Here is a 17,035-nt window from a genome sequence, read left to right as displayed (position 1 = left end):
ATGTTTGATCTTCCCGGCTCCTCACACCACATTGAGACTTTGCTATCAATCATGGCACGCCTACGCGACCCAATCCGGGGATGCCCTTGGAATTTGAAACAAGACTTTGCCACGATTGCGCCTTACGTGATTGAGGAAGCCTACGAGGTTGTTGACGCAATTGACCGCAGCGACTTGACCGCCTTAAAAGACGAACTCGGCGATCTACTGCTACAAATCGTTTTCCATGCGCATATGGCCGCCGAGCAGGGTGCGTTCGAATTTAGCGACGTGATTGCAGCAATTACCAATAAAATGGTACGCAGGCATCCGCACGTCTTTGGTGAAGTTACAGTCGATGATGCTCAAGCAGTCAGCACTAACTGGGAAGCCATTAAGCGCCAAGAACGCGAAGCTGTTGGCGAGCGTGACGATTCTGCGCTAGCCGGAATCTCCCGCGGTCTACCAGAATGGCTACGCACGCTCAAGTTGCAGGAACGCACCACACGCGCTGGCTTCAAGGGATCAGGCCCAATCCCTGCCATCGTCAAGGTACAGGAAACACTGGAGCACATTCACCAAACGTTTCTGCTGGACACCATGAAGGACAGCGATGAACAGATTGAGGAGACATTCGGCAATCTGCTCTTCCTCTGCATCAGCCTTGCCCACCACGCCAAGGTTGATCCGGGTAATGCACTACGCCGCACCAACCTTAAGTTCGAAGGACACTTCCGCGCGATGGAAACAGCAGCAAGTGCTGCAGGCACTACGCTAGAGCACATGCCACTATCAGAGCAAGAAATCCTGTGGAAGGCTGTCAAACGCCAGGAAGTCGATCCATCGGCACCATGAGAACGCTGCTTCTGTAAAACGCCGCCACACATCGCACCAAACTCTATTTGGTTGCTACCAGACTAGGCTTGCGATGAATTCAATGTCGGGTTGTTGCAACCAGTCACAGCTAACTTGGCAATATTTGTCTCATGTGCTGACTTTTACTCGACTGTGTTTACACACATCAACATCTGGCAGCTCCTAGGAGTTTATATCGCCGCTGTGTTGCTGCGACTGTCATGGATAGAAGGCATCCCATCGATATGGGTCGAGCCCGCTACCCGAATAGGGCAGTCTACATAACATAAGCCAGTGATCATGTTTCCATCGCCCCGGAAAAGGATGCTTAGGTTTAACCACGGCATGCATCTGCCGTACCACGCTTTCACCATTTCTAAATGGTTTTATCTTTTCAACCGCACCTTGGATGTGGTGACACTTTGTCAGCAATGACACTATGTAGGCACTTGTTACTATCGTGTGTGTGTACTGCTTGACTTACTAGTTTAGAGACGCTGGCTTATGGCAACAATTGACACGTGACCCGTCATGTCTTGTTACAGCGGCACTGACAAATCATGTTTCTATGGCCCTACCAATCGCCGCGACATGCTGTAAGGACATCAAGCTACCATTCATTCTGTAGAGAGTGACCACATTCATGCATACTGGGTCTATTCAGGGATAAAAAGGAATTCCAATGTTGGCAAGTAATTTATTGGCGTTAATTGTGCTGGTCACCGGCATTATCATGCTGTTCAAATCCGTGATCATGGTGCCGCAAGGTTATGAGTGGACCGTGGAGAAGTTCGGTCGTTACACCCACACCATGAAACCGGGCCTGCATTTCTTGATTCCTGTCATCTACAGCGTCGGACGCAAAGTAAGCATGATGGAGCAGGTACTGGCTGTACCTAGTCAGGAGGTCATCACCAAAGATAACGCGGGAGTGCGCGTGGACGGGGTGGTGTTTTTCCAAGTACTCGACGCTGCCAAGGCTGCCTACGAGGTTGCCAACTTGGAAATTGCGATGATCGCATTGGTGCAGACCAACATTCGCACCGTGGTTGGCTCGATAGACTTCGACGAATCATTAAGTCAACGCGAAACAATCAATGCCAAGCTGTTGAGCGTCGTCGAGCACGCCACCAGCCCGTGGGGGGTGAAGGTCACTCGTATCGATATCAAAGACATTCAGCCGCCGCAGAATCTGGCCGAATCGATGCAACAACAAAAGATGGCCGAACAAAACAGGCGTGCAACAATCCTGGAAGCGGAGGGGGTACGCCAATCCGCAATCCTACGTGCCGACGGGGAGAAGCAAGCCGCTGTGATGGAAGCCGAGGGCCGCAAGGAGGCCGCGTTCCGTGAAGCAGAGGCACGTGAGCGCTTAGCAGAAGCGGAAGCCAAAGCAACTCGGATGCTCTCCGATGCCATCGCAGAGGGTAACGTGCAAGCAATCAACTACTTTGTTGCACAGAAATACGTTGAAGCATTCAAGGAACTGGCCACTGCTCCCAACCAGAAGTTCATCCTGATGCCGATGGAATCCTCAGGCATCATTAGCTCGATCGCCGGCATTGCCGACTTGACCAAGGAAGCATTGGGTAAGTCCGGTCATGTTGCGACACAGTCTCAACCACCGCACCGAGGTTGAGTCATGCGCTGGGACGTTGTGGGATGGGTAGCGGCCGCTCTACTATTGTTCGCTGCCGAGGCACTGGCACCTGGCGCGTTCATGCTGTGGATGGGGATTGCAGCAACAGCCGTGTTCGTTGCTGTGCTGCTGCTTCCGGATACTTCGCTGCTGCTGCAAGTGTTCGCTTTCGTTGCGCTAAGCTTCGTTTCAATCTATATCTACAGGACTTGGTTCCGCAGTATCGACCGTGACAGTGACCGTCCGCTGCTGAATCGCCGTGCCGATCAGCTGGTCGGGCGTGTCATCGTGCTTGATCACGCCATCGTTGACGGCAAAGCTCGGATCAAAATTGATGACACGTTTTGGGCCATCAGTGGCCCCGACTTACCCATCGGCAGTCAAGTCCAGATCGTTGCTTTAGATTTAGATGGCACCACACTCAAGGTACAACTAGCTTGAGTGCCGACAATGCATATGACGTCACGCCATCGCATCCTATTGCCATCTGGTGCGACTCATTATGCCAGCATGACAACTCGGACCTAAGTACAGCACAGACGCTCATTCCACGACATCCAGATGCTTGTAAAGATAATGAGAACCTTTATGCCATGATCAAAAAGACGATTCTCAACGACGCCCACCGGGCACTCGGTGCCAAGATGGTCGACTTCAGCGGCTGGGAGATGCCTATTCACTACGGCTCACAGATCGATGAGCATCATCAGGTCAGGCGCAACGCTGGTATGTTCGACGTCAGTCATATGACCGTCATTGATGTGCATGGGATACACGTGCGCAACTTCTTGCGCCAGCTATTAGCTAATTCGGTAGACAAGCTCAAGGTATCTGGCAAAGCCCTGTATAGCTGCATGTTGAATCCGCAAGGCGGTGTGATCGACGATTTGATCGTCTATTACCTACGTGAGGATTACTTTCGTTTTATCGTTAATGCTGCTACCCGGGAAAAGGATTTGGCATGGATTGATGCACAGGCTACTGCGTTCAAGGTACTGGTTGAAGAGCGCGCAGACTTGGCAATGATCGCTATACAGGGACCGAACGCACGCGCACAGGTAATTAGACTATTGACCGAAACCAACCGCAATGCAGTGGAAAAACTTAGGCGCTTCGCTGCACTAGAAGTGACCTCGCACTTGAGAGCGGCGCTGTTTATTTCACGCACTGGGTATACCGGTGAGGACGGCTTTGAGATTTTACTGCCACAAGAAAAAACTACAGCGTTATGGAATGCGCTGTTGGAGACAGGTGTGAAACCCATCGGACTTGGCGCACGCGACACGTTACGTCTAGAAGCAGGTATGAACCTCTACGGCCAGGATATGGACGAGCAGGTTTCACCCTACGAAGCTGCACTGGGCTGGACCGTCATGCTTGATGAAGGTCGCAACTTTATCGGTCGTAACGTGCTCGAACAGCAAAAAACTACAGGTGTCTCGCGACAGATGATCGGCTTAGTCATGGACGAGAAAGGAGTGCTGCGCCATGGTCAGAAAGTATTAACCGCACAGGGCGAGGGCGAAATCCTTTCCGGTACGTTTTCACCGACCTTGAACAAAGCTATCGGGTTCGCACGTGTGCCAGCTGGCGAACCAAGTGAGGTACGGGTCAACATCCGTGACCGTGAAGTCCGGGTGCGAGTTGTCAAATTCCCCTTTGTGCGTGAAGGCCAAACGCAACCAGGCGTCTTGGATTGAAGGAAAATCGATCTAAAGCAATCGATTTGTCTTATTTAGCGATGGCCACCATATTTGTGCCACTCACCGTAACTCGTGCTGCTGGTGCCACCAGTAACCTCTGCGTATCGACGGCCAATCAATGTACATCTTTACCTTTTGACCTGTTTGATGCTAGCTCCACTCATCCACCCAGCATTCGCTGCATGATAGGCAGGAATAAGGCACAACCAACTACTCACATGATAGAACGCATAACAAGGGGGTGAACACGATACTAGCGCTAACGCAAGAACACCACGTTCTGGAGCAACAGTCTCAACAATACCCCCTAAGATCACTGGCAGATCTAATGAAGTTGTCCATCGTATGTGCTCGAATAACAAGCCGGTGTCTGGCCAAGACCGCGTGAACTCATCAGGCAGGCCTAGTGAGCATCCTGCGTTCCATAGCTATGGCGTCAATGCGCTATTCGGACAGACCTAGGGAAGCAAAAACAAAAGCTAAATATGCCCCCCACCATCCCCATAACGATACCGCAACGTTGGAATGCTTAACACATTCAAAGTGTCTGTGGCGGTGGTGATGCCACATCGGAACGCATCACAGCAACACCCTTAATCCATCCAGCGAAATATGTTCATCGACACTTGCCAATCACGGTCCACTTGAAGCAGGCACTGTACACCGACACGTCCAGTGCAGGCACAGCAGAAGGTGTCGTGGAACAGCCTCATCCATTTTCAGGTTGGTTAAACTATATGCTCTCTCCCGATGTGTTTTTCCCATGAGTGATATTCCTGGCGACCTCAAGTTCCTCAAATCCCACGAATGGGCCCGGATCGAAGGCAACAATCGTGTCATCGTGGGTATTTCCGATCATGCGCAAAGTCTGCTCGGTGATCTGGTATATGTCGAATTGCCCAATGTTGGTGATTACCTGGAGGCTGGCACCACTGCTGCGGTCATCGAGTCGGTCAAGGCTGCCTCGGATATCTACAGCCCGGTCACCGGTAAAGTGATTGAAGTCAATGCTACGTTAAGCGACAAACCTGAGACGATCAATGAAGATCCCTACGGTGATGGTTGGATCATGGTCATTGAGATGAAGGATCCAGAACAGATTGATGATCTACTTTCGCCCGACGATTACACCGAACTGCTAGAAAGTGACGAACGCTGAATCTTTCCTACATCACACCACCGAATAGCCACAGTAAAGCAAAGCGTATCTGTGGCAGAGGATCACAATCCACTGTTAATCCGAACAGGAAAGCATTAAACAGAAACAAGGCGGGGTGCCGGTGATAGTGAAGTCGGAAAGAAGCGAAGAAAAAGTGACGGGAAGCACAGGTAAGGAAATATAAATCAACATGCCCAAGTAAAACAGCCAAAAAGGTTGCACCCAAGGATACTTACAAAGACAACAAGCGTTAGATACGCGAGAAGCAAACGGGATTGAAAACGCCCCTCAGTGAGCGATGTGCAAGGAACAAATTCTATCCAGTGTTCCAATTCGAGCTACTTCCGACTACTAAAGAGTCCTGAAAAGAACTCGAAAGATGGCAACCACGATGATACGGCAAACCAAGTGACCTTAACTCCCTACAGAATAACCATGAAATTATTGGTTTGGATGTAGTAAGTGGATAGCACTCGCAATACTAACGGGCAATGCCTGCGTCGGAACACAGTCTCCAATGACATGAATAAGTTGTTCCACACAGCCCACTTCAATGAGCTCACATCGGAAGTTGCCGATTTCTACAACTCAACCTCTCCAGACTCTTTTTGGACCACCGTATGCATCACTGCATACAGGCAACCTGAAAGCTAGGTTACGGACGCTGCTGCATGATTGAGCCTCTGTGAATCAGGTAGCGTACAGAGGACCGTAGGCACACCGTTGAGCGTCTCTGACGTGCAAATTTTTTGCGCAATTTCACCCTACATCGACTCATCAGAGTAGGATTGAGGATCAAATTTTCAGCTGTTCAATAGTTATACACTGATGGCGTTGTTCGCACGCACCGACCTTCCCTCAAACATACTAAGGAGATTCAAACCATGCAAAAAACATGCTTTAAAAAAGCCTTTTTCTTTCTGTTGGCATCATCCTATTGATCTGCGGCAGAGAGTCTCAGACAGCCACAGTGAACGATTAGAGAGAGCATTATGGTATTACAGCACAAGTTTTCGATGAATTTTTTCACGTGCGAGTGTTGACACTAAAAAAGAGCGTGATTAGGTTTCGCCCAGTAGAGATTGATCAAGAAGAGAGTGGGTCAGATCAAAATCAAGCCAAGAACAGAGGGTCGAATGTGCATCAACGTGGTTCCAATAGTGGTGTCACTCCTTGGCTTTACTCTGAAATAAGGTGATGTTTCTGATGGATCCGTATCGGTATTCGATACCGATATTTCTATATCGTTCCGCTTGTGTCCAGATGCGGTCGATTCTCGCTGCCACTCATGTGCTGCGGGTTTGGTTCAACTGGGCGTTTCAAACTCATAGTTCACTGACGAGGAGCCAATCACATGGCCACGAAGAAAGCTGCTGCTAAGAAGACCACCACGAAAAAGTCCGAAAAGGCCGTGAAGAGCGCCAAGAAACCGGTGCTAAAGAAAGTCGCTGCAAAAAAGACAATAAAGACAATAAAGACAATAAAGAGTGCCAAGAAGCCTGCACTGAAGAAAGCAATCGTGAAGAAGGCAGCGGTAAAGAATGCCAAAAAGGTGGTGAAAAAGGTCACTGCGAAAAAAACTGTGAAAACTGCCAAAAAGCCTGTGTTAAAAAAGGTCGCCAAGAAGGCGATAAAGAAAACCGTCTCTAAGAAACCCACAAAGGCGGTTGCTAAGAAGAAGCCAATGGCGCGCAAGAAGAAAGCTGCTCTGGTTGCGTTGCCGATTACCCCAGCACCGCTGATCTGATCCATTTTCGATCATAGTTTATCCGTCCCTCTTCCTGACCGATGCCCATCGGGAAGAGGACTTTTTATTTCCTTTTATCTCCAGGTCACGAAATCAGTATTATTCCTGCTATGCATCGGCTGAAATTGGCAAGATGTCGATGACAAATTAAATAAAGACTGTCCTTGAGGTGCGTTTGTTAAGGTGATTCATCAATGCAGTAGAACTCCTTACACATAGAAAACTCTCTCCAAGGAATCCGATCCACGAGCATGAATCCCTGGAATCCATTACGAACACGAAATCAGCAGCGCAACGTCGTATATCTGGAAGAAAAAGCATGTACATATGAAGGTACTTCCGTACACCAAGGAACGACACACAGAGGCTGTCATGGTAGACGGCACTGTCATTTGTATTGCGGAAACAACGATACGTTGATTATAAGAATCCAATTGCCTATGTAATAAAGACTAAACTACAAACTTGCAATTCTTATATAATTTTGCAATTAGGTTGGTTGGCCCTGGTAAACGATGCAAACTTAGTATTTCAAAGTGCTGACATTCAACTTACCCTGAGGAGCCTTCAATGACTTACCTGGGTTAATCCCCAAGCTGGCAAAGCTGTTGCCTCATGCTAATCACGCTTGGCCACTTCACTACATGGCGCATATGCCGTGGTCTGAATACCAATTCCGATGTCAACCACACCTTCAAACATCCCATCATTGATGACTCATGAGGGATGCAATCTAATCCTCATTTGGTGGGTGTGAACGATGATGGGCACTCATTATTTAGGGTCTTGCATTTGCGTCTTTGAGGCGATTCACTGGGGATGGCTGTAGACTTGCTATCGTAGGTCTACAGCCGTGCTTGTCATCAACATGTGCTGGTATTAGTGGCGTTTGAGTGCAGTACTCGAACTGCAGGTGCAAGGTCTCCCGCTTAAGTGGCCCGCACAGTGAATGGATAAGCAGGTGTTGTCATTATCTTGTGTATCTGTGCAACTCAGGGTTCATACACTGAGTGTTCGTACTACAAGGGATGCTGACCAAAATACTTTTTGTTTTAACTCAACGGAATACGCTTGGCTTTGTGATCTTTGGCTTGTGTAGACGGGGTCAAAGAGGGGGGCTGTAGCGGGTTACAGTGCGGTTCTGTTACGTGTCGAAATGATGCGGGCTTGGTGGCTTGAGAACTGCCCACATCCATCATTGTTGTCTGGGAGGTTCATCAACTGCTCCAACGATGTGCTGTCTAGGACATAACGCGGAGTAGCTGTGGGTGGTGTTACATCTGATGCAGATACCGCACTATTGCTGGGGTTGTATTCATGGAATGATCGTTTGATGTTCACTGGTACTGCTACGATCAATATTGCCCTGCAAAGGGATAAAAAAACGACGAGAAGCAATCCCGTTGCAGGCGTTGTGACGGCAAGGAACCAAACTAACGCGAATGACTACGAAAGCCATTAGGAGTGCACATTACTCAAAGATTGACGGAATGGCTCGTCGTAGCTGTAGTCTGGTTAACTAACTGCCCATCCACCAGCGGCAGGTGATTGCCAATTGGTTTTTCATTCAGACGCACTGTCCTCTCCTGACCATCGTAGCGATAGGTCACGTCGTAACCCACCACATTGTCTGCCTGGCCAAGCTCGACGCGATCTCCCGGCTTACTGCTCATACGTAGCGTCCCCGTAGTACCGTCATCCTTACGATAGGTCACGCTGTAGCCACTGACATGGCTCGATTGGACCGTAGAATTCTCAGAATGACACCGGCGCTCGGTGCGCTCTACCACACGTCCGCCAACATGCTCGCGATCCACCTCATTACCAATGAAGCCGCCAGCGACCGCACCCGCAGCGGTTAATGCCTTGCGACCGTTACCACGACCAAATTGATTGCCAACCAAACCGCCAATCAATGCACCAAGTGCTGTACCACCAACGTTGCCATCACGCTCAGGGAGACGCTGCTGCACCATCACATCACGGCATATCTCTCGCGGTGCCGTCATCGTGGTGGTGTCACGAATCGGATCGACTGACACCACTTGGCCATACACCGTCTTTTTCTCAGTAATCGTATCAACGCGTATGACGTCGGCATACTCAAGTCCCGTGCGATTGTCTGAATGTCCATTCACCATATAACCAGCATCGTGGCTACGGGTATTCATGAAAGCAGCTGTCGCTACTCCACCTATTAACAGTGCTCCCAAAGCTACTAAAACCATCCTCGTCTGATTGTTCATAAAATATTCCTGCGGCACCTAGCCTACTTAGTTCACAGTGGCATTGCAGCACGATGAACCTGAACGAATAGGTGTGGATTTCTGTGTCTCCAATGTTAAATTCAGCGATTACTCATCTTGGATCGTGATACACCGATCATACGAATGACAGCATCTGTTCACTTTTTACATCTCACTGTGCTTAGCCTTCTGTAACCCAGATTAACTCGACCCTATTTATGCTTACGATTGAATTTCATCCCACCTAATTTGGCGCTGCTGAACAACGCAGCGATTATTTCTCGTCGCATTGCTGTCAGCAGAATGTAAACCGCCTGCATCTGACCCTACCAACACGATGAGTGTCGTATTGATTGACAGCCACTGCCATCTGGATGCGGACGAATTCGATAGCGACCGTACCGAGATAATTGCACGTGCCCAGGCTGCCGGAGTCATCGCGCAAGTGATACCAGCAGTCACCGCAGCCAAATGGCCGAAGCTACGGACAATTTGCACGCAAACACAAGGACTATATCCAGCCTACGGGCTGCACCCTATCTTCCTGACAGAACATCACCCAACGCACCTACATGCATTGCGAGACTGGGTTGAACGCGAGCGCCCCTGCGCAATTGGCGAATGCGGCCTAGACTTCCACTTGCAGGGGCTGAACACGCAGCTGCAGCACACTTACTTCATCAGTCAACTGATCCTTTCCCGAGAGTACGCATTGCCGGTGATCGTGCATGCTCGGCATGCGGTCGAACAAGTCATCACCTCGATCAAGACGGTAGGAAAACTGCGTGGCGTCATACATAGCTTCTCCGGTAGCGTAGAGCAGGCACGACAACTCTGGAAGCTAGGCTTCATGATCAGCTTGGGAGGGGCTCTGACCTACACACGTGCTAATCGTTTGCACCGATTGGCGGTGGAGATACCATTGGATTATCTGTTGCTGGAGACGGATGCACCTTACCAACCAGACAGCGAGATCCGTGGACAACGCAACGAACCAGGGCGTCTGCCGGCGATCTTGGACTACATCGCAACGTTACGCAAACAGGATCGTACCGAAATATCCAAAGTGACTAGCGCCAATACGGAACGATTGTTTGGGTTGAAAATCACACCCACTTGACAACTGGAATCACCAGTTTCCAGGCCGCTGTCGTCTAGCATCTTAAAGATCCTCGACATACTTTTAGCTTGTCAGGATTCTGAAGTAAGAAGATGATCAGAAGCATGAAGCAACACAACCTAGTCCTTAAAGCTGCAGTAAAGCACGCTCAGCAGCACACGTTTCCCAATAGGATGGAGCACACGACACCACCGTCGCAACTTGAGGCACGGGTGTTACCCGCTCTGCTGAATCGTCCATCACAAGCAGCGCAGACGATGCTTCGTATCCTTAGTCACTCAGCGTCACTGATGGAAAGAGGGGCAACTGTTTGGTGAGTACATTGGTGATTTCACTAGACTAGTCCTCCCCGAGTAGAGCGTTCCACCTTTACGATTCTGTCGCGTATTTTGGAGCATTACCTGAAAATCCAGCACATTGCGTCAACCCAATGGGACAAATCAAACCAAGCCCAGTAGCTGATGGAATAGTGATTATCAGGCACAGCCGAATCAGGAACACCAACAACCAGTACTCTCCAGTGATTCTACGGAGCAGTAATGGTGCTTAGGTATTGACGATGCCTACTGACTGACTCACATCGTGCTTGGCACGAGTGGCAATGTGGACGATGCCAAAAATCTGCTAGATAGGTATGAAATCCAGGACTGGGACCATGTTGAAATATCAAGCGATCAACAAGCGGTTCAATGTGAAGACCGGTGTACTTTGGAAGATCGCGATACCACTACGCAAACATAAGCAATGGATAATGCCAAGCTGGCCAGCGAATTTAACGTATCAATATCAGAAAGCCATTATCCCGTCCCAGATCGAGTTACTATTTCTGATGCTTGGCTCCCAGTCTGGACACACCAAAACGTGCAACCGAAACTTGGCGAAACACATGACGCAGCCAACACACAGTGTTGTTGCTGATCACTTTGCAGCTACTGCAAAGTCATTTAAGGACGCATCTGTCTTAAACGAGCCAAGGGTTGGAACATGATCCGTCAACGCACCACATGCAGCAGCGGACACTGATCCTACGGGTACGTGATGTTCATAGCACGATCTCTACACAAAGCACTGACGGTTGGTGCTGTCACGCTAATCGGATTTGAAAGAGGATAGGATGGAACATTTTCACCACACTAGCAGTAGCTAACGATCGTTCTGCACCCGTACCATACAGCGATATGAATCGAGAATCCCTCACTGTTGTGGTTCCCGCCTACAACGAGGCGCAAACTCTACCTCTGTTGCACCTACGCGTCGTCGCTGCATTGAACGCCCTTCCAGAACTTGATGGGCGTGTGCTGTATGTTGACGATGGTAGCAGCGATCAAACATGGAACATCATTCAAGCATTAGTAGTCACTGATCCACGTGCCGGAGGAATCAGGCTTTCACGTAACTTCGGCAAGGAAATTGCTATCACTGCCGGTCTGGACAACACACCATTTGGCGCAGTAGTGCTTCTGGATGCAGATGGGCAGGATCCTCCAGAGCTCATTCCACAGTTCGTCGCACGTTGGCGCGCTGGTTACGATAACGTCTACGGTACTCGCCTGAAAAGGGAAGGTGAGGGGCTGATAAAGCGTTTCTTAGCAGCATCGTTTTACCGGATGATCGGGCACCTATCCCCTACCCCGATTCCCACCGACACAGGCGATTTCCGCCTGCTTTCACCACGCGCATTACAGGCATTGCGTCAAATACGCGAACGCCACCGTTTCATGAAGGGACTATTCGGCTGGGTCGGCTTCCGTCAGATCGCACTACCGTACCGACGTGAGCCACGTCTGGCTGGGCACAGCAAGTTCACCTTCTGGCGACTTTGGAACTTTGCCTTAGAAGGTATCACCAGTTTCTCCACCGCACCCTTACGGGTAACCACCTACCTGGGGCTGGTAACCGCTGCGTTCGCTTTTACCTACGGCGCCTGGATCGTGCTCAAAGCACTTATTCTCGGCGATCGAGTACCCGGTTGGCCAACAATGATGGCGGTCATCTTACTTTTAGGAGGGGTACAATTGATCGCACTAGGCCTCATCGGCGAATACCTGGGACGGCTTTACGACGAATCCAAAAGGCGCCCACTTTACTTCGTCGATACTGTGGCAAGCAGAGCAGGATCCTGGCCACAGCAAGTTATTGATGAAGCGATTCATCAGAACACCACTTCAATCGTTGAATGTGAACAACATTGAAATACTATTGTGACTCATAAAACAATTAAAGAATTGGGGCACTCTGAATGGATACAAGGCCAGCATGTGATACGTATCTGACTCAAAGCTGTAGAATCGAAGAACACCTATATTCCAAATGGCAACCGGCGCTTAAAAAACAGCCCACTGCCCATCTTAAAGTCGTGTGTGGAATGAATCACCAACATCGATCGGGTTTTACGAATATCCGCTGGAGCCTGAATTTCTGATTCTTACCAAGGCAAAGCAACTGCTGACCCAGCAACGGATCGCTTGTTGGGTTCCCTGCTCCAATGACTGCAGGATCAATCACGTGATACATGGATCGTACCTACGAACGCCATTAAGCATGGCAGCAGGTACTGATGTTGGTTTCAACGCAACCCCCTCTCAATGTCGCAGCTTTGGGGTGAATACAAGCGAACAATGTATCCGGTACTGAGTACCTGTTTACGCTGATTTGCCTGTTTTGTCGGGCTTCAAAGCACTTCGAAACATTTGATGTGATTTCGCTACTTCGATCTACTTCGCTATCACAATTGATAGCGCTCCCAACATTTACAGACGGTTCAGTACGATCTGACCTTCAAACTGTTTGTTATCGATCGGTAGCTTGACGCATACAGTAGTTGAGCAACTCAGCCACCACATTCAATCGCAAGGCACTACCTCCGAAGCAGGAGGAATTAAACCCCGCAGGCCCTCAAGCCCTCCGATCTCATAGGACCTGCGCAGCTACTGCAATAAAGTGGCAAACGCTCCCGGCAAGCACGAATACGTGCCAGATCGCATGGAAGTAGCGCACCTCATCACGATGGTAAAAGTAGGTGCCAAGTGTGTAGAGCAACCCACCAGCGAGTAACCAACTCAGCGTCCAACCATCAAGTAAGCGTCGCAACGGTCCGACTGCGATGACTACCAGCCAACCCATGACAACGTAGATGATTGTCGACAGTAGGCGGAAACGCTTGGTAAAGAAGAGCTTGAACACCACTCCACTCAACGCCAGAATCCAGATTGCGGCGAACAGGCTCCAACCCCACGGACCACGTAGACTGATCAGGGTGAACGGGGTGTAAGTGCCAGCAATCAGCAGGTAGATTGCGCAATGATCGAAAATTCGCAACCTGGCTTTGGCGCCAGGATGTGGGATTGCGTGATACAGGGTCGAAGCCACATACAATAAAAATAGAGTGATGCTGAACACAATTGATGTCGCTAACTGCCATCTATCGCCATAGATTGCAGCCAAGGTAATGAGTACAGATCCGCCCGCCAGTGTAGCTACTGCGCCTAAACCATGGATGATGGCACTGGCAAACTCGTCGCGTAAGTCGATAGAGGAGGAAGCATCAGCATTCATAACGATAGGCTACAGTAACGCGAATAGTTCACATTTGCTTATGTTGGCAGCATCGGATTTGGTTATGACTCAAATCGTACTCAATCAACTACTACAGCATAGGCATGCTCGCGAGTGGCAAAGAAGTGTATATCTGGCGCACGTTCCTGTGCTAACTGTAGGTTGACCCGGGTTGGTGCCAAGTAAACTAACCTTCCTGAAGCGTCCACGGCCAAGTGCGTTACGTTCTTCTCGCGAAATTCCTCCAATGTCTTTGAGTTATCACAATGCACCCAACGCGCGGTGGTAATGCTGACGGGTTCGAAGGTGGCATCTACGCCATACTCGTTCTTAAGTCGATAGGCAACTACGTCGAACTGCAGCATGCCTACCGCACCCAAGATCAAATCGTTACTCATCAGTGGGCGGAAGAACTGCGTAGCTCCTTCCTCTGAAAGTTGAGTCAGCCCCTTTTGAAGTTGCTTGAGCTTAAGCGGATCGCCCAAGCGGGCACGGCGGAACAATTCTGGAGCAAAGTTCGGAATACCAGTAAACGACAGCACCTCACCTTCGGTGAAAGTATCACCAATGGAGATCCTACCGTGGTTGTGAATGCCAATCACGTCGCCAGGGAAGGCTTCTGCAACACTCTCACGATCCGAAGCCATGAAGGTCAATGCATTAGCAAACTTGAGATCTTTGCTGCTACGCACGTGAAAAACCTTCATGCCCGCCGCAAAACGCCCCGAGCATACCCGCATGAACGCCACGCGGTCACGGTGTTGCGGATCCATATTGGCTTGGATTTTAAATACAAATCCGGTCAATTTTTCTTCCGTCGGCAATACCACACGACTGGCGGTGCGGCGCTGCTGCGGTGTAGGGGCGTGTTCGACGAAGAAATCCAGCAGTGGCTGCACACCGAAATTATTCACGCCCGAGCCAAAGAAAACCGGAGTCTGGCGGCCGGCAAGATAGTCTATTGGATCAAAACAGGGACTGGCACCCTGGATCAGTGCGAGCTCTTCATGCAGATCAGCCAGCATTTGCTCGCCGATGCGTTCAGCTAAACCGGGAGCTTCCAGCGACGTAAAAATGATCGAATCCTGGCGGGTGAAATTACGACCCGGCTCGTACAGGTGAACCTCATTCGTCAGTAAGTGAACCACACCCTTCAAGCGTTGTCCCATGCCGATAGGCCAGGTCACCGGCGCACACTGGATACCGAGCACGTGTTCAACCTCATCTAGCAGCTCGATTGGGTTCTTACCTTCGCGGTCAAGCTTATTGATGAAAGTCATAATCGGGGTATCGCGCAACCGACACACCTCCATCAACTTGATAGTCCGTTCCTCCACACCTTTAGCGACATCAATCACCATCAGTGCCGAATCCACTGCGGTCAGTACACGGTAAGTGTCCTCGCCGAAGTCGGCGTGGCCGGGAGTGTCAAGCAGATTAATGATCTTCCCCTCGTACGGGAACTGCATCACTGAAGATGTGACTGAGATACCGCGCTCCTTTTCCAACGTCATCCAGTCAGAGGTCGCGTGCCGGACGGCCTTTCGGCTTTTGACCGAACCAGCCATCTGAATTGCACCACCGAACAACAGTAGCTTCTCAGTGAGTGTGGTTTTCCCGGCATCAGGGTGAGAAATAATGGCAAAGGTGCGGCGGCGCGCTGTTTCGGCAGCGATTTCAGACATCGGAAACGCACCCAGCTGGGCGTCAAGAAATAACAAGAAGGTTTGTAATTATAGCTGCATAGGCAAGTAAATGCCCTCTCCCAATAACTAACGAACAACATATCCCACACGAAACTCGCCGAAATAGACAGGTTGAAGCTGATCCATACCTCGCATCTCAACAGAGAGTACTAAGTACTAGTCAATACCTACCTTGGGGATCTGAATATCCGGTGTAGACTAATAAACGCTCGCTTCAATAATACAAGCCGTGAATGCTGCAACCTTTCCTAACACAAGCCAGATTGCCGAATGGAGAGATTGTAAAGAGAAATGCCTGGATTCGGGTCTGGGAACTGATGTAGTGACCAGTGGTTATTAAAGAAACTAGGCTCGTCGTTAATTATCCAACCAGCATGAAGATTTTCTCTAACGTGGTATCGGCATACATACCGTTTATTGAGTGTCCAGACAAGCCGTCCGCTGTTCTGCTACCGGACGTGCTGTGGAGTGAAGACCTGCAACAAGGCATCTCTATACACAAATTAAATAACTAGATGTGATGCTGTTGATAAGAACAGCATCAGCACAGGATCCAACACAGCATCTTGAATGATCAGCCTCTGCTCTATTAAAAAACATTGAGCGTTATCTCTATGCACTCATGCAACAACACAAACATTACCGAACAGGTTAATGCACAAGTTGCTCTGTCACTCCTAATATCCCTCTCCAACTGGTCACTAGGCACCAGCTTAATGACAGTTTCGCTTCGATCAATGCTTTCATTGATTCCGTCAATTTCATATTCGACATTCATCCCTTAGTAATAATTAAATAATCCACCGCAGGGTTTTGAAACACTAATATAGCTTTACCATTGGCACTGGGTTAATACTTATTCTTTCGCCATCTTCTTACAAATGGTGGCTATCAACCTTCCTTGCTAAGCTGAGAGCCTCTTTGCTTTAACATATCACCGCTTCCAACACAGTCTCATCATCAATTCATCATTTAAATCATTAAGTTGTCATTCGTATTACGCAAAATCTTCCTAGAAATTTTCTCTAATCGAGCACATGCCCATATCCAGCGTTGGAAGCTCGAAGATGGCATATCGAACAGGCAACACCCCTTAGCCAGGGCCGTTTTCTTCTGGACAATCTCCAACATCAGCAACAACCTCCTTTGTACCGTCCAATATTTGATCTCTTCATGTATTTCTGGCGCATTGCGCTTTTTCCTAAAAGAGGTGCTCGCAAAAATATTTATTGGTTCATTACAGATTTACACTTATTAACAGCGTGCCATAAAAATTATCTCAAGCACTGACAAGTTCCACAAATTCAACTCAACAACCACTACTAC

Annotated in this window: 11 protein-coding genes; 8 read left to right on the top strand and 3 right to left on the bottom strand. The window is 49.3% G+C overall.

Features of this window, described 5'->3' with window-relative positions; translation table 11 throughout:
- The 6 genes from mazG to PLS229_RS00820 all read left to right on the top strand — a co-directional run bounded on the left by mazG (position 1) and on the right by PLS229_RS00820 (position 7,082).
- Positions 1 to 834: a nucleoside triphosphate pyrophosphohydrolase gene (gene mazG / locus PLS229_RS00845; RefSeq protein ID WP_038271035.1), complete on the top strand. Its 834-nt coding sequence runs from the start codon at positions 1 to 3 to the stop codon at positions 832 to 834.
- Positions 835 to 1,516: 682 nt separating this feature from the next.
- On the top strand, positions 1,517 to 2,473 hold the full coding sequence (locus PLS229_RS00840; RefSeq protein ID WP_038271034.1) for an SPFH domain-containing protein: 957 nt from the start codon (positions 1,517 to 1,519) through the stop codon (positions 2,471 to 2,473).
- 3 nt (positions 2,474 to 2,476) lie between these two features.
- Complete coding sequence (locus PLS229_RS00835) at positions 2,477 to 2,914, top strand: NfeD family protein (protein WP_038271033.1); 438 nt, start codon at positions 2,477 to 2,479, stop codon at positions 2,912 to 2,914.
- Between the two features lie 152 nt (positions 2,915 to 3,066).
- Complete coding sequence (gene gcvT / locus PLS229_RS00830; protein WP_038271032.1) at positions 3,067 to 4,173, top strand: glycine cleavage system aminomethyltransferase GcvT; 1,107 nt, start codon at positions 3,067 to 3,069, stop codon at positions 4,171 to 4,173.
- Positions 4,174 to 4,939: 766 nt separating this feature from the next.
- On the top strand, positions 4,940 to 5,335 hold the full coding sequence (gcvH, locus tag PLS229_RS00825; protein WP_038271031.1) for a glycine cleavage system protein GcvH: 396 nt from the start codon (positions 4,940 to 4,942) through the stop codon (positions 5,333 to 5,335).
- A gap of 1,354 nt (positions 5,336 to 6,689) precedes the next feature.
- On the top strand, positions 6,690 to 7,082 hold the full coding sequence (locus tag PLS229_RS00820; protein WP_038271030.1) for a hypothetical protein: 393 nt from the start codon (positions 6,690 to 6,692) through the stop codon (positions 7,080 to 7,082).
- Between the two features lie 1,475 nt (positions 7,083 to 8,557).
- On the opposite strand, the gene PLS229_RS00815 is transcribed toward PLS229_RS00820, so the two are convergent.
- A complete protein-coding gene (locus PLS229_RS00815) occupies positions 8,558 to 9,328 on the bottom strand; it encodes a glycine zipper 2TM domain-containing protein (protein WP_038271029.1) in 771 nt (256 codons plus the stop codon).
- A gap of 337 nt (positions 9,329 to 9,665) precedes the next feature.
- Here PLS229_RS00815 and PLS229_RS00810 point away from each other — a divergent pair, with 337 nt between their 5' ends.
- Both PLS229_RS00810 and PLS229_RS00805 read left to right on the top strand, forming a co-directional pair.
- The gene (locus PLS229_RS00810) at positions 9,666 to 10,448 is read left to right on the top strand and encodes a TatD family hydrolase (RefSeq protein WP_038271027.1); all 783 of its coding nucleotides are present in this window, start codon (positions 9,666 to 9,668) and stop codon (positions 10,446 to 10,448) included.
- 1,178 nt (positions 10,449 to 11,626) lie between these two features.
- Entirely contained in the window at positions 11,627 to 12,640 is a 1,014-nt protein-coding gene (locus PLS229_RS00805; protein WP_038271025.1) for a glycosyltransferase family 2 protein, read from the top strand.
- Positions 12,641 to 13,358: 718 nt separating this feature from the next.
- Here PLS229_RS00805 and trhA read toward each other — a convergent pair.
- Positions 13,359 to 14,003, bottom strand: coding sequence for a PAQR family membrane homeostasis protein TrhA (trhA, locus tag PLS229_RS00800; protein ID WP_038271024.1), 645 nt, complete (start codon positions 14,001 to 14,003; stop codon positions 13,359 to 13,361).
- 80 nt (positions 14,004 to 14,083) lie between these two features.
- Positions 14,084 to 15,688, bottom strand: a complete 1,605-nt coding sequence (locus PLS229_RS00795) for a peptide chain release factor 3 (protein WP_038271116.1) — start codon at positions 15,686 to 15,688, stop codon at positions 14,084 to 14,086.
- Between the last annotated feature and the right edge of the window lie 1,347 nt (positions 15,689 to 17,035).

Origin of the sequence: Xylella taiwanensis, from assembly GCF_013177435.1 — a bacterium.
GTDB classification, from domain to species: domain Bacteria; phylum Pseudomonadota; class Gammaproteobacteria; order Xanthomonadales; family Xanthomonadaceae; genus Xylella; species Xylella taiwanensis.
The sequence above is the reverse complement of the archived record's forward strand: the minus strand, read 5'-3'. Positions and strand labels throughout refer to the sequence as shown.

Coding starts and splice junctions, on each gene's coding strand:
- mazG (WP_038271035.1), top strand. CDS start 1: ATGTTTGATCTTCCCGGCTCCTCACACCACATTGAGACTTTGCTATCA.
- PLS229_RS00840 (WP_038271034.1), top strand. CDS start 1,517: ATGTTGGCAAGTAATTTATTGGCGTTAATTGTGCTGGTCACCGGCATT.
- PLS229_RS00835 (WP_038271033.1), top strand. CDS start 2,477: ATGCGCTGGGACGTTGTGGGATGGGTAGCGGCCGCTCTACTATTGTTC.
- gcvT (WP_038271032.1), top strand. CDS start 3,067: ATGATCAAAAAGACGATTCTCAACGACGCCCACCGGGCACTCGGTGCC.
- gcvH (WP_038271031.1), top strand. CDS start 4,940: ATGAGTGATATTCCTGGCGACCTCAAGTTCCTCAAATCCCACGAATGG.
- PLS229_RS00820 (WP_038271030.1), top strand. CDS start 6,690: ATGGCCACGAAGAAAGCTGCTGCTAAGAAGACCACCACGAAAAAGTCC.
- PLS229_RS00815 (WP_038271029.1), bottom strand. CDS start 9,328: ATGAACAATCAGACGAGGATGGTTTTAGTAGCTTTGGGAGCACTGTTA.
- PLS229_RS00810 (WP_038271027.1), top strand. CDS start 9,666: ATGAGTGTCGTATTGATTGACAGCCACTGCCATCTGGATGCGGACGAA.
- PLS229_RS00805 (WP_038271025.1), top strand. CDS start 11,627: ATGAATCGAGAATCCCTCACTGTTGTGGTTCCCGCCTACAACGAGGCG.
- trhA (WP_038271024.1), bottom strand. CDS start 14,003: ATGAATGCTGATGCTTCCTCCTCTATCGACTTACGCGACGAGTTTGCC.
- PLS229_RS00795 (WP_038271116.1), bottom strand. CDS start 15,688: ATGTCTGAAATCGCTGCCGAAACAGCGCGCCGCCGCACCTTTGCCATT.